The sequence below is a fragment of the Bdellovibrionales bacterium genome (assembly GCA_041662785.1).
GTDB lineage: Bacteria > Pseudomonadota > Alphaproteobacteria > UBA9219 > UBA9219 > UBA8914.
This window is the reverse complement of the sequence record JBAZRW010000006.1, coordinates 23,372-36,598: the sequence shown is the minus strand read 5'-3', so window position 1 is coordinate 36,598 and position 13,227 is coordinate 23,372. Positions and strand designations below refer to the sequence as shown.

Below are 13,227 nucleotides of genomic sequence, written 5' to 3'. Positions count from 1 at the left end.
TGCTCAATCTAACCTTATCAGCAAGCCCTTTAAATAGGCACTTTCGGGCAAGTGGGGATGGATGGGATGATCGGGCGCTGCCCCACAGGTATAAAGGATCGCACCGCTGCGCTTCGCCTCATGAAGGCCGCGCGCGACTTCCTGCGTAAACGTCGCAAGATCCATCGCATGGCTACATGTTGCTATAAAAAGCCATCCGCCTTGGGCCGTGACCGAGGCCGACAGCTTGGCCAGCTTGCGATAGCCACGCGCCCCTGCCGCCAAATCTTTTTTACTTTTCACAAACGGCGGTGGATCGGCGATCACAATGTCAAAAACTTCCTTGGCGGCGCTTCGTTTCTCTAACTCGTCGAACACGTCGGCCTTAACCCAAGCGCAGCGTTTCGCAAAGCTGTTGTGCGCGGTAGCTTTTTCCGCCAACGCCAAAGCAGGCGCGGAAGAATCCACGCCCACAACGCTGGACGCGCCAGCCTTGGCCGCCGCGAGGCCAAAGCCCCCCGCATGACAGTAGAGATCCAAAACGCTTTGGCCCTTGGCAAAGCGAGCGACCAGCGCATGATTGTCGCGTTGATCAAAATACCATCCTGTCTTTTGCCCCTGCACAAGATCGGTGAAATAGGTCAGACCGTTTTCCTTGATCTCTATCACACCAGCGGACTCGCCCAGCGCCATACGCACCTCGCGCGGCAACCCTTCCAAAGCGCGGGACGCGCTGTCGTTATGAAGGACAATGCTTTGCGGCTGGAAGACTTCCACCAACGCAGCTTCAATCATTGGCCACAAACGCTCCATGCCCGCCGTGTTGACCTGCACGCTGAAATGGTCGCCAAAACGATCAATGACAAGGCCGCCCAGACCATCGGCTTCGGCATGAACCAGACGATAAAACGGCTCGGCAATAACCGCCTCACGCAGCGCCAGCGCCGCGCGAAGCCGCACGGCGAACCACGCCTTATCGATCACAACCAAAGGCTCACGCGATAAAATCCGCCCCGCGATCAGCGTGTGCGGATTAAACGTGCCGATGCCAAGCGGGGAGCTGTCATGCGCCTGAAACTTGACAAGGCTTCCGGCGGGCAGAGCTTTGGCGGCGGCATCCATCGCAATTTCGTTCGAGAACAGCCACGGATGGCCACCGGCAGCGCGTTTATGCCGCGCGGCGTGAACCCTGATAAGGGGAAGCTTCATAAGCGTTATCCTTGCTTTCCCATGGCCGCAATCGGCTTCATGAATTGAGGTTCAATATCCCACGGGAAATAGATCCACGTGTCTTGGCTCACCTCGGTGATAAACGTATCCACCAAGGGCTTGCCCAAAGGCTTGGCATACACCGTCGCAAAATGCGCCTTGGGCATAATCTTGTGCAACACGTCAAAGGTGCGCCCCGTATCGACCAGATCGTCAACGACCAGCCAACCCTCGCCGTCGCCAACACCCGCCGCGGCCTTAATGATCTTAATCTCGTCAGCCTGCGAGGGATTAGCATCATCATAATGATATCCCACCGCCGAAACGGTTTCGATCACGCGGATTTCAAGCTCGCGCGCGACAATCGCGGCGGGAACAAGGCCGCCGCGTGTGATGGCGACAAGGCCTTTCCATGGCCCCTTATCCAACAGACGCCAAGCAAGCGCCTTACCGTTGCGGTGAAGCTCATCCCAGCTGACAGGATAAAATTTTTGTGGATTGGATGCCGTCACTTTTAAACTCCCTTTTTCTTACAAGCCGTTTTTTATGCTTTGGCCAAACGAACAACGACGCCTATCCCGTCGATCTTGCGACCAGAGGGCGGCAGCGGTAACCCCTCAATCCGTAAGACGCCAGACGGGATATCCCATAAATCGCCCGAAACCTCATCAAAAAAATGATGATGGTCAGAGATGGTCGTGTCAAAATAGCGCCGCGTTTGATCAATCAGAATTTCACGCAACAGCCCCGCCCGCGTAAACTGATGCAGGCTGTTATACACCGTCGCCAAGGAAACGGGCTCTTTTTGCTTTTGGGCCGCTGCCATCACCTGCTCAGCTGTCACATGCTTGGGCTTGCCATCAAACAAATAGGCGGCCAAAGAAAGCCTTTGGCGCGTCGGGCGCAAATTCCTTGCGGCCAACAAAGCCGTCAACCTGTCTTTTTGAGCGTTCTTTTCGTTTGAGCCTGTCATCTTCTCTTTATCAACTATTATTGAAGAAAAGGAAAGCATAACGGACTATAAAAGGGGCTATGTCGCGATTCGTCGGAAAATTTGTCGGAGCCGTTTTGGGGTTCACGCTAGCAGGCCCCGTGGGTTCTATGATGGGGCTTCTGCTGGGTCATTTGCATGATAGCCGTGGCACAGGCCATGGCTCCACCCGCGCCTCGTCCTCGCCCGAACGTGATTTTTTCCAAAACGTGGCCGTCAGCGCCAATCAACGATCTATCTTTTCAGTGAGCGTCATCGTTTTGGGCGCTAAGCTGGCGAAAATTGATGGCCCCGTCACGCGGGAAGAGATTTTGGCCTTTCGCCAAGCCTTTCATACCTCGGAAGAGCAACTGGATGAAGTCGGCCACATGTTTAACAACGCCCGCGCCAGCTCAGACGGGTATGAGCCTTATGCGGCGCGGCTGGCCCAAATTTTTGCCAAACAGCCTACAATCCTTGAGGAAACTCTTGTCGGCCTCTTTCTGATCGCCCGCGCCGACAGCACCCGTCTGGCGCGATCCGAAATCCTTTTCCTGCGGCGCGTCGCCGTTTTGTTCGGCTTTGACGAAGAAACCTTTACGCGCCTTGCCGCACGCGCTGGCATTTATTTGACCAGTGCCGCGCCGCCACCCAAACAGGATTCGGCTTACGACGTTTTAAGCCTTCCAACGACGGCCACAGCAGAAGTCATCAAAAAAACCTATCGCGCTCTTGTGCGCAAATATCATCCTGATAAACTGCTGGCGGCGGGACTGCCTGCCAGCCGCGTAGCTGAAGCCACGGAAAAGATAAAACGGATCAACGCCGCCTATAGCGAAATTTGCAAAATGAGGGGCATCAAATGAAGCGCATCCCTTCCCCCAACTACAACGAACGCGCAGAAAAAACGCTGTTAGCCTATGTCGTCCTTCACTATACGGGCATGCGAACGGCTGCCGAAGCCTTAGACCGCCTGCGCGATCCTCATAGCGAAGTGAGTTGCCATTACATGATCGATGAAGAGGGCGGCGTCATCCAGATGGTTGAGGAAGACCATCGCGCGTGGCACGCGGGACATAGCTGTTGGCGTGGAAAACGCGACATCAACAGCCAATCTATCGGGATTGAACTGGTCAACAAAGGACACGCCTTTGGCTATACGCCTTTCCCCAAGGCGCAGATTGATAGCCTGAAAGCCTTATTGCACGACATCAAGTCCCGTTACAGCCTGTCGCCTGAATCTTTGCTTGCGCACAGCGATATTGCCCCCCTGCGCAAGGAAGATCCGGGAGAATTGTTTCCGTGGCAAGAGTTGGCCGCCGTTGGGCTTAGCCTGTGGCCTTCCCCTACACCAGAAGACCGCCGCCCCGCCTTACTGGACGAGATTGCGACGATGCTGGGGGAAATTGGTTATGAGGTGCGCACGCCCGAATCGCTTGAGGCCGCGCAAAGAGCCTTTCTACGCCGCTATCACCCTGAACGGCTTGAGGACGGTTTTGACGATGAAACCACCGCCCGCCTGCGGGCACTGGAACGTATTTTGAATCCGCTTCTCTAAAACCTTCACAGGGGCAGAACGTCCTGCCCCTGTGCAAGGCGCTGCGAAAACGGAGAAAAAGCCTCAACTACGCTTTCATAAACAGGACGTTTGAAATCAACGATCAACGAAGGCGTTTGATTCAAATCAAACCAGCGCCACGCGATAAACTCCGGCGCTTCCGCCTCATACTCGCTCGTCAAGTTAATATCAGCGTCAACGCCGTGATAGCGCAGCGCGAACCAAACTTGTTCTTGCCCGCGATACTTGCCATGAAACACGCCGTTTTTGTATTGCAAAGCATCCGGAAAATCGTACCGCAACCGATCAGGATGACGGGCAATAATATCGGCCTTATCCGTGCCGACCTCTTCCTTCATCTCACGGAACACAGCGGCAGCGGGGTCTTCGCCCTTTTGAATGCCGCCTTGCGGCATCTGCCACGCACCACGCTTGTCGCGCCTCTCGGCACACAGAACAAGACCATCCGCGTTAAAAATGCAAAGCCCCACCCCATTACGATAGGGCAATCCATCCCCCATCATCGTCACTTCATGCTGCGTCATAACCTGTCCTTTAAGAAATCTTGTTGGCGGGCGCACTATACCCCTTGAATCCTTAAGTTTTCACAAAAGCGAGGCACACACCCCGATACCACAGACCAAAAATTAACTTTATTCGTTTCGTTAACCAAAGAATCTTTATTTTAAACGAAAAAAACCATTGCCTTGGGCTGCTTTTTCTTGCTAACGTCGAAGGTGAAGATAGATTCTTCGACAACCGCATTGGATAAGGATTTACAAAAATGAAGCTTACCACAATCTTCCTCAGCGCCTTTGTGACGCTTTTTGCGCTTCCCGCTCAGGCGGTAACGGCTCCCGTTGATTTCAACGGAACAGCGACAGGCCCCACGCAATACTATGTTGATATGGGCTATGTTCCCGCTGGCCAGTACGGCAGCATCAACACGACACCGTTTTTCGGTCTTCAGGATTACGTTGCGAATGGTTCTCTTGCTGGCAAGACAGCGATTACCTTTACTTATAACGTTGTCCCTTCGGCTGTTACCGGCATCACGGGCCCCGTTGATTTCTGGTACACGCCTACGGCCGCCGATCCCACGAAATACTCGGTTCTAACGACCAAGGATTTCGACAAGAATGTTTTCACACTTGTGATCTCCAACCTTCTTGACTCGACACTGTCCTTCTCGGCTGGCCTTGCGCTTTCGCCGATGTTCCAAGGCACAGTGAACACGGCCTACAACGCCGTTTCCAATGTTCCGCTTCCCGCCGCCCTGCCCTTGTTTGGCTTGGGTCTTGCTGGTCTGGCCGGTTATCGCGCCAAGAAGAGCAAGAAGGAAGCCGCTACGGCTTAAGTCTTTAAGGACTTAAAACCTTATCCAGAAAGAGGGTCGCCAAAATGGCGGCCCTCTTTTTTTGTCGTTTTCACCCAACTGCCCCATGCCAAATGGTGCATTTTCGCCACATGAAACTATTGTTTGCATAGTATTGAGGCCAAATTTCATCTATTGTTAAGTCATAGAAGGGTTAAATGTTGAACGGCTTTCTAGAACGATTATTAAAGGATTGTTCTTATGTCAGGAGCATACAAAACCATCCGTCAGCCAATCCCTCGTCCCTATGAGGCGCGCAGTAGCGAGCGCATGAGTCAAACCGTGACCGCCATGTGTAAGGCGACTTCGTGGGACGCGTATCAAGTCGATATAAAAAATACAATCCATCATCAAAACCGCGTCGCCCTTCTCTCTTTTGAAATAGCAACGCGACTGGGGCTGCCCGATCAAGCGCGATCCACCCTTTATTATGCCGCGCAATATCACGACATTGGCAAACTCCAACTGGCCCCCTCAACTCTTTTCAAAAGAGGCGACCTCTCACCGCAAGAATTCGAAAGCGTCAAGCAGCACGCCTCCAACAGCTATGAAATTCTAAGTCGCGCCAAAGGCCTTGCCCACGCCACGTCCGTTGCCCTTATTGCGCGTCAACACCACGAGCGCCTCGACGGTTCTGGCTATCCGTTTGGCCTGACCGAAAGCCGTATCACACAGGAAGCCAAAATCCTTGCCGTGGCCGATGTGTATGACGCGCTGACGAATGAGCGTTGTTATAAGGGGGCGATGGGGAACGAAAGAGCCTTGGCTATTTTAGAAAATGGCATAGGAAGCAAGTTTGACTCCACCGTTTTTCATGCCTTGGAAGAAGTCATCGCCCTGTCAATGGCGCCACGGTTGCAGCCCCTCTTTCCGCTGCTGCCGTCTCGGACAAGCGCCCCATCGGGGCTTTATGTGGCCAACACCAACCGCTCTCTTGTTTTCCATTAAGAGCGGGCAACAAAAAACTTACCCTCTGGCTGGCAATGAAGTATGCTAAGAAGCGCTGCTTTTTAGCCAAGAGGTGTTCTTCATGTCGTTTGCCGCTGCCATCCTTTCCCATCGTTCTTTGCGCCGCCGCCACTTTGTTGGCCTTATCCTTTTCTTCGCGCTTTTGTTTTGGGGTCTGGTTTGGGGCGTGGCCGCCTATCGCTTCAACAAGATTGTTGATACGTGGGTCGCCATATCGCAGGAGAACGGCAACATCCTAGCTTTTTCCGAAAGAGCCACGGGCGGCACGCCTTGGGCCATTCATATTACGCTTGATCAATTTCAAGCCCACTACAACAAGGTTCATAGCCTTAGCGCTGATAAAGCTATCTTGCGCCTGAACCTTTGGGACTGGGGTAACTTTTCCATAAAGCTTAGGGACAATGTCCACGGACAATTGGCAGGCCTTTCCTTTACGGCCGATATTTTTAAATTCGGCTTTATGAAACCAAGTTCCGCACCCTTAGACGAAAACGAAACAGGCCTTTATGTCTGGGTGCAATCGTTTGGCCTTATCCCCCAGAAGCAAAGCCCCCTCGCCCTTGGGAACCGGATCGAAGAGCTCTCCTTTGACGCGCGCGTCATGGGAACACCGCCCGACTTCTCGAAAACAGGAACAGTCAAAGCGTGGAATGATGCCAGCGGCGTGATCGAGTTTGATGATCTGGATTTGCGATGGGGATCCATGGAGCTTGTGGCCAAAGGAACTATGGCGCTCACCGCCGACCTGCAACCCGAAGGCGCTTTTTCAGGCCGCGTGGACGGACTAGAAGAAGCCGTCGATAAATTTACCTCTCAAGGAGAGCTTACAAGAAAAGATGAAGCGCTTTTAAGGTCATCACTGAGCGTTCTTGCGCGTCCCTCTGGGATGGTCGGCGGCACAAGCCCTATCGTCCCGCTGTCGCTGCAAAATGGGGGGGTCTTCCTTGGCCCCGTCCGCATCGCGACCTTGCCGAAGCTGGTCTGGCCGCAAAGCAACCCCTAGGCATCCGTCTTCTTTTTCCTTTGCGAATAAACACACCCGCAATAGGTCTGGCGGTAGAAGGCTTCCTCTTTGGCCAAGGCCGCGCCACGATCTGCGCCGCCGGAGCGCCGCCAGTTATAGTCCCAAAATGTCACGTCAGGGTGGTGCGCCGCAGCGGCAAGCCCTGCCCTGTGTACCTGCGCCTGATCTTTGTGGCGCGAGATAGACAGGCTGGTCGCCATCCATTTAAAGCCATTCTCATGCGCGTAAAGCGCCGTCCTTTCCATCCGCATGGCAAAGCAAGCATCGCAACGACGGCCACGCTCTGGCTCGTCTTCTAGCCCTTTGACGCGGGCAAGCCACGCGTCCGTATCGTAATCCGCATCGACACAAGGCACGCCAACCTTGTCCGCAAAACGCATGACCTCAGCCTTGCGTCGCTCATATTCCTCACACGGATGGATGTTGGGATTGTAAAAAAACAGCGTCGGCGCAAGGCCGCTGGCCAGCAGGCCTTCGATAATCGCGCAAGAACATGGGGCGCAGCAAACGTGCAGCAGAATCCCTGCTCCCTCGTCCATGCCTTCGGGACGTTCATAAGGGACAGCCGGCACAGAAAGATCGATCATTCTTTTGTCTTTTCCTTATACGCGCACAAATCGCGCACGGGGCAAATGGGGCAGTCTGGTTTTTTCGCCTTGCAAACATAACGCCCATGCAAAACCAGCCAGTGATGCGCATGGCTCATCCATTGTTGAGGCACAATCTTCAGCAGCTTTTCTTCAATTATCTCTGGCGTTTTTCCCGCCGCAAGGCCGGTGCGATTGGCCACACGAAAAACATGCGTGTCCACGCCCATCGTCGACTGCCCGAACGCCACGTTGAGCACCACGTTCGCGGACTTGCGCCCCACACCCGCCAGACTCTCCAACGCCTCACGGGTTTGGGGAACCTCGCCATCGAAATCATCGACCAGCTTTTGCGACAAAAGGAGGATGTTTTTGGCCTTATTGTTGAGCAAATTGATGCTTTTTATGTACGTTTTAAGACCGTTTTCGCCCAGTCTCAGCATCGCTTGAGGCGTTTTGACCTTCTTAAAAAGCGGCGCAGTGGCTTTATTCACGCCGCTATCGGTCATCTGCGCCGAAAGCACAACGGCCACCAAAAGCGTGTAGGGATTGACGTAGTCCAGCTCGCTCTTCGGGTCAGGGCGTAGCGCCGCAAGGCGGGCAAAAAACTCATTCACATCGGATGGTTTCATAAATCGTTGATCCTTGTTAGGCTAATAAACAAAAGTTAGGTTGTAATAGAACGTCTCAGCCCCCTAGCGTCATTCCCGCGAAAGCGGGAATCCAGCGCCGAGTGTCCACGAGGCGTATGAGTCAGAAACATTGCGTTTTTCTAACTTTTCCTGAGTCCTGTGCGCCACAGACGTGGCGCAGCTGGATCCCCGCTTTGCCCTTTCGCCCGCCGCAAGAGCGGCGGGACGAGGGCGCGGGGATGACGGCACACTCCAAAAGGAACCATGCCATGATGCTCATATCCAAGCAACACCCGCCGCGCGTTTTTTATGGTCTAGTTAGCCAAGGCCTTCCTGTGCCCCTTTGGCTTGGCCTGACAGAGGACGGGAAAGTGTGCCGCGTACATTTCGCGCCCAAGAACGCCGCCCGCTCTCCCTTAAAATCGTGGCAAAGCGCGTGGCCTTCCACAGCGTTTATCAAAGATCAACGTGCCGTTGAGGTATGGTGGAAAAAGGCGATGAAGCTTAAAAGCCCCCCGCCCATCTTATTAGTCGGCACGCCCTTTCAAGCCCTCGTGTGTATGACGCTGTTGACCATTCCCGCCGGAGAAACCATCACCTATGGCGAGCTGGCCGAGCGTATCGGAAGCCCCAAGGCCATCCGCGCCGTCGGCGCAGCCTTGGGCAAAAACCCTGTCGCCTTTTTCCTGCCCTGCCATCGCGTTGTGACAAAAGGCGGCCTTGGTGGGTTTGCGGGGGGCACGACGTTAAAACGCCACCTTCTGCAAAGTGAAGGCGCGAAAGTATTGCGTTAATCTTGCTTCATATCCCCTTGATGTGTAAAATAACCTTGTCGTTACAATCCGTTATTTTATGGCCAGAATGACCGACTTTATCCAGTTAAAAGACGCCCCCTTTTTTGCTCCGTTTATGAAGGATTCAACCTTTTTGGGCCTTCCGTCGGTTGATCCCCACGGGGCCTTTGCCGTTCTTCACAACACACAAAACAGCTTTGTTTTATCGCCCCAGAAACAGCCCTCTCTGATTATCAAATTTCCTAAATACCACCTGATGGTTTCATGCGATAAAGAAGCCGCCTTGCTGAACCAATTTAGCGCAGGCAAGGATGACGTTTTTTCTACGCCTCGCGCCCTTGCCTTTGGGGCATCACCTGAGTTTTTGATGATGAACCGTATGGCAAAACCATTTGCCGTTTCTACAGCGGGGGAAGAGCTCACCCATCGTCAGGCTGAAAAGATCGGGATAGCGTTTGGCTCTTTCTCGGCCATGACTTTTCGACAAGGGATGATCCATACCGATTTTCATTTTGGCAATGTGACGCAAGAGCCAGATGGCAAAATTGGCATTCTTGACTTTGCAGCCTTGCGGCATGCGCCCCTTGAACAGCTGCTCTCCTGCCCCATCCTTACCAACGATATTCTGGCTCATTCGATAGCAAAAACCTTTTGCGCGCTAACGGGCGAGCGTTTTGGCCTAGGCAAGCTGCAGGGCGAAAAAACGTACCTTTTTGCCAAGATGCACAACAACCCCTCTCTCACGCCGGATATTCTGGATCGTCATCAAGCCGTCTTTGACCGCTTTATGGCCAAGGCCAAGCAAACACCCTCTTGTTTTTATTCATGACTTCCCCCCAAAGGCGCGGCTTTACAGCCGCCCTTAACCAACTTACAATGGAAGCTTAACGAATAGGGTTATCACCATGAAAAACCGCGTCCTTCTTTTGTCTATTCTTGCTTTCCTTGCCGCTTGTTCGACGCCCCCGCCGCGCCCCGACCCCATCCGTCTGGATTATGCCCAGCTTGGAAAAATTATGCTGGATGCACAGGATATCCGGATCATTGACCGTTCACAAAACACACCCCAATGGCCGCCCTATGTCGGGCATCTGTTTCAGCCGACGTTGAAGGACGCGGTGAACCGCATGGCCGCCGACCGCCTGCAAGCTGCCGGAACGCTGGGCCACGCCACGCTGATCATCAAAGACGCCAGCGTCACCGAGCAATCGCTGAACACCTCATCGGATTTCGAAAGCCTGTTCACGCGCCAGCAAGCCGCAAAATATATTGGCCGCGTTGAAGTTTCCCTTGAAGCTCAATCGCCCGCCGATGCCAGCATCGGCATGGCCTCTGCGCACGCCATCTATAGCGTGAGCCTTCCCGAAGAGCCGACAGAAACCGAAAAGTATGAGGCCTATAGAAAGCTTTTGACCAACCTTATGGCTGATCTTAACAAGGAGCTGGAGCGCGGCATTAAGGAACATATGTCTCGCTTTATCCTGAACGATGCCGCCGCAAGCGCAGCGTCACCCACCCGCGATTCAGCACTACCGCACTTTCGTGAATGAAAAGGCAAGACTCCCTCCCCACCCTTCCCCTGCGCAGCAGCAAGGCGCGAGGGCTGGCCTTTTTCCTATTGGCTCTTGCGCCGCTTTTGATTGGCGCTTTGGCGCTTTATCTGGGGCAGGACACCAACTGGGATCTACGCAACTATCACTGGTATAATGCCTATGCCCTTGTGAACGGGCGACTGGGGTTTGACCTTTTGCCCTCGCAAACGCCCTTTTTCTATAATCCCGCGCTGGACGTTCCCTTTTTCCTTTTGGCAAGCCATGTCAGCGCCAAGGTTGCGGGCTTTATACTTGGCAGTGTTCAAGGCCTTAACGTCATCCTGCTCTTTATGCTATGCCACGCGACGCTGATCATCCCCAACGCGCGGCAAAAGGTTCTGGTGTGCTTTGCGCTGGCCATGCTGGGAATGCTGGGCGGCGGCGGTATCGCGCAAATCGGCACAACCTTTTACGACAACATCACCAGCCTTGGCCTGTTCGCTTCGGCGTTGATGGTCATTCGCTTTTACCCGCGCCTGATCTATGCGCCATGGCGCATCGCCCTTTTCTTCGCGTTTATCGCAGGCCTTCCAGCGGGCGTGATGATGGGCTTTAAGCTCCCCTTCGTGATCTTTACCGTTGGGCTATGCGGCGCGATGCTGTTTGTTACAGGCGCATGGACGCGCCGCCTGTGTATCGCCTTTGGCTTTGGCCTTGGCGTGCTGGCTGGCCTTGCCATCGCCTTGGGGCCGTGGGCGTGGTATCTGCAAGAGCATTACCAAAGCCCCCTTTTCCCCTATTTCAACGATATTTTCAAATCGCCCCTTGCACCTCTTGATAGTGGTCGGGACATGCAGTTCCTCCCGACAACGTGGAGCGACCGCCTGCTCTTTCCCTTTATCTTCACTATCACGCCGTGGCGGGTGGGTGAGATTCCGTGGAGGGATTTGCGTCTGCCAGCCCTCTATGTCCTTTTGCCGCTCTGCGCCCTGATCCGCCTTGCCTATGGCCGCAACAAACACGCGCCGGATCGCCTCGTGTCGTTTTATGCCACGCGCTACCTTTTGTGGCTGGCCATCCTGTCCTATACGCTGTGGCTTTTTATGTTTGCGATCTACCGCTATCTAATCCCGCTTGAGATGATCGCGCCGCTTTTGATTGTCGTGGCCATGGGCATGCTGCCGCTTCGGCCCGCGCCGCGTACCCTGCTAACCTTCTATATCCTGCTTGCCATCGCCGTCACCATTCAGGCGGGCGATTGGGGTCGCAAGAAGCCATGGCTGGACAAGGCAATCTCGGCCACCGTTCCGCCCATCGAAAACCCGTCCCAAACCATGATCCTGATGGCGGGCTTTGAGCCTTATTCCCATATTGTTCCGTCCTTCCCGCCGGAAAGTGCCTTTGTGCGCATACAAAGCAATTTTTCCAGCCCCGAACAGGGTAAAGGTATTAATGCCATGATGGCCGAGCGGATCGCAGCCCATAAGGGCGTTTTCAAGCTGTTGATTCCTAGTTATCAGTTTTTCCATGCCGCCCCTGCGCTTGGCCACTTTGGGCTCACCTTTTTGCCACAAAAATGCCAAGCTGTTGACGATCCTCTCTTTGACTCGAAACTCGTGCTGTGCGATGTCGAGCGAACAACCAACTTTCCGGTACAAAAACCATGAGCGAAGCCCTTAGAACCGCCGTCTTGATCCCCTGCTATAACGAGGAAACCGCCATCGCACAGGTTGTAGGCGACTTCCGCCGCGCTTTGCCCGATGCGCAAATCTTTGTGTACGACAACAATTCCAAAGACAAAACCACCGAGGTCGCGAGAGCCAGCGGCGCGATTGTGCGTAGCGAACCGTTACAAGGCAAAGGCAATGTCGTGCGCCGCATGTTCGCAGATATCGAAGCGGATATTTATGTCCTTGTCGATGGAGATGCGACCTATGACGCGGCTTCGGCCCCCGCCATGATCAAAAAGCTTTTGGACAACCAGCTGGACATGGTCAACGGCGCGCGCGTGACCGAAATTCAAGAGGCCTATCGCGCTGGTCATCGCTTTGGTAACTGGATGCTGACCTCCATGGTGTCGCTGATTTTCGGCAATCGGTTTAAGGATATGCTATCGGGCTATCGCGTGTTCTCACGCCGCTATGTCAAAAGCTTCCCCGCCTTGGCCGTTGGGTTTGAAACGGAAACCGAACTTACCGTTCACGCGCTTCACCTGCGGATGCCGACCGATGAGGTGGAAACTCCCTATAAAGATCGCCCCGTCGGTTCTGTTAGCAAGCTCAGCACGTTTAAGGATGGCTTCCGCATTTTGTGGATGATCCTTGTGCTGATCAAAGAGGAAAAGCCAATGCCATTCTTCTCGCTGATCGCGGGGGCGCTTGCCTTTATCTCCGTCGCGCTGATGCTGCCCATTTTGGCCGAGTATTTACAGACAGGCTTGGTTCCGCGCTTTCCAACGGCTGTTTTATCGACCAGCCTGATGATCATGGCGTTTCTTAGCTTCGCCTGCGGTCTTATCCTTGACACCGTCACGCGGGGCCGCAATGAGATGAAGCGCATGCGCTATCTGAACGTCCCCCTCACGCAGCGGTAACACGG

Annotated in this window: 16 protein-coding genes; 10 read left to right on the top strand and 6 right to left on the bottom strand. The window is 54.1% G+C overall.

What is annotated here, in order from left to right:
* Window positions 1-3: 3 nt before the first annotated feature.
* The 3 genes from WC612_05895 to irrA are packed head-to-tail and all read right to left on the bottom strand — an operon-like array spanning window position 4 to window position 2,161.
* Entirely contained in the window at window positions 4-1,188 is a 1,185-nt protein-coding gene (locus WC612_05895) for a class I SAM-dependent rRNA methyltransferase (protein MFA6280305.1), read from the bottom strand.
* Between the two features lie 5 nt (window positions 1,189-1,193).
* Window positions 1,194-1,700 carry a xanthine phosphoribosyltransferase gene (gene gpt / locus WC612_05890; protein ID MFA6280304.1) on the bottom strand — a complete coding sequence of 169 codons (507 nt, stop codon included), beginning with the start codon at window positions 1,698-1,700 and terminating at the stop codon, window positions 1,194-1,196.
* Window positions 1,701-1,732: 32 nt separating this feature from the next.
* Complete coding sequence (gene irrA, locus WC612_05885) at window positions 1,733-2,161, bottom strand: iron response transcriptional regulator IrrA (GenBank protein MFA6280303.1); 429 nt, start codon at window positions 2,159-2,161, stop codon at window positions 1,733-1,735.
* 59 nt (window positions 2,162-2,220) lie between these two features.
* Between irrA and WC612_05880 the strand changes: the two genes are divergently transcribed.
* Window positions 2,221-3,024, top strand: coding sequence for a TerB family tellurite resistance protein (locus WC612_05880; GenBank protein ID MFA6280302.1), 804 nt, complete (start codon window positions 2,221-2,223; stop codon window positions 3,022-3,024).
* Window positions 3,021-3,716, top strand: a complete 696-nt coding sequence (locus WC612_05875) for an N-acetylmuramoyl-L-alanine amidase (GenBank protein ID MFA6280301.1) — start codon at window positions 3,021-3,023, stop codon at window positions 3,714-3,716. Before WC612_05880 ends, WC612_05875 begins: the two co-directional genes overlap by 4 nt.
* Window positions 3,717-3,721: 5 nt before the next feature.
* Here the strand turns inward: WC612_05875 and WC612_05870 are convergent, their stop codons facing one another.
* On the bottom strand, window positions 3,722-4,261 hold the full coding sequence (locus tag WC612_05870) for an RNA pyrophosphohydrolase (GenBank protein MFA6280300.1): 540 nt from the start codon (window positions 4,259-4,261) through the stop codon (window positions 3,722-3,724).
* A gap of 239 nt (window positions 4,262-4,500) precedes the next feature.
* On the opposite strand from WC612_05870, the gene WC612_05865 reads away from it, so the two are divergent.
* The 3 genes from WC612_05865 (at window position 4,501) to WC612_05855 (ending at window position 7,063) form a co-directional block, all read left to right on the top strand.
* Window positions 4,501-5,073 (top strand): VPLPA-CTERM sorting domain-containing protein, encoded by a 573-nt coding sequence (locus tag WC612_05865; GenBank protein ID MFA6280299.1) that lies wholly within the window; start codon window positions 4,501-4,503, stop codon window positions 5,071-5,073.
* Window positions 5,074-5,292: 219 nt separating this feature from the next.
* Entirely contained in the window at window positions 5,293-6,039 is a 747-nt protein-coding gene (locus tag WC612_05860; protein MFA6280298.1) for an HD domain-containing phosphohydrolase, read from the top strand.
* An 82-nt stretch (window positions 6,040-6,121) separates the two neighbouring features.
* Window positions 6,122-7,063, top strand: coding sequence for a DUF2125 domain-containing protein (locus WC612_05855; GenBank protein MFA6280297.1), 942 nt, complete (start codon window positions 6,122-6,124; stop codon window positions 7,061-7,063).
* On the opposite strand, the gene WC612_05850 is transcribed toward WC612_05855, so the two are convergent.
* Entirely contained in the window at window positions 7,060-7,671 is a 612-nt protein-coding gene (locus WC612_05850) for an epoxyqueuosine reductase QueH (protein MFA6280296.1), read from the bottom strand. The two genes, WC612_05855 and WC612_05850, sit on opposite strands and share 4 nt — an antisense overlap.
* Complete coding sequence (gene nth / locus WC612_05845; protein ID MFA6280295.1) at window positions 7,668-8,303, bottom strand: endonuclease III; 636 nt, start codon at window positions 8,301-8,303, stop codon at window positions 7,668-7,670. Before nth ends, WC612_05850 begins: the two co-directional genes overlap by 4 nt.
* A 269-nt stretch (window positions 8,304-8,572) precedes the next feature.
* Between nth and WC612_05840 the strand changes: the two genes are divergently transcribed.
* From WC612_05840 to WC612_05820, 5 genes are all read left to right on the top strand, one after another.
* Entirely contained in the window at window positions 8,573-9,097 is a 525-nt protein-coding gene (locus WC612_05840; protein ID MFA6280294.1) for a methylated-DNA--[protein]-cysteine S-methyltransferase, read from the top strand.
* Between the two features lie 67 nt (window positions 9,098-9,164).
* Complete coding sequence (locus WC612_05835; GenBank protein ID MFA6280293.1) at window positions 9,165-9,926, top strand: AarF/UbiB family protein; 762 nt, start codon at window positions 9,165-9,167, stop codon at window positions 9,924-9,926.
* Between the two features lie 76 nt (window positions 9,927-10,002).
* The gene (locus WC612_05830; protein ID MFA6280292.1) at window positions 10,003-10,647 is read left to right on the top strand and encodes a hypothetical protein; all 645 of its coding nucleotides are present in this window, start codon (window positions 10,003-10,005) and stop codon (window positions 10,645-10,647) included.
* The gene (locus tag WC612_05825; GenBank protein MFA6280291.1) at window positions 10,644-12,296 is read left to right on the top strand and encodes a hypothetical protein; all 1,653 of its coding nucleotides are present in this window, start codon (window positions 10,644-10,646) and stop codon (window positions 12,294-12,296) included. The genes WC612_05830 and WC612_05825 overlap by 4 nt, the downstream gene beginning before the upstream one ends.
* Complete coding sequence (locus tag WC612_05820; protein MFA6280290.1) at window positions 12,293-13,222, top strand: glycosyltransferase family 2 protein; 930 nt, start codon at window positions 12,293-12,295, stop codon at window positions 13,220-13,222. Before WC612_05825 ends, WC612_05820 begins: the two co-directional genes overlap by 4 nt.
* The last annotated feature ends 5 nt before the right edge of the window (window positions 13,223-13,227 follow it).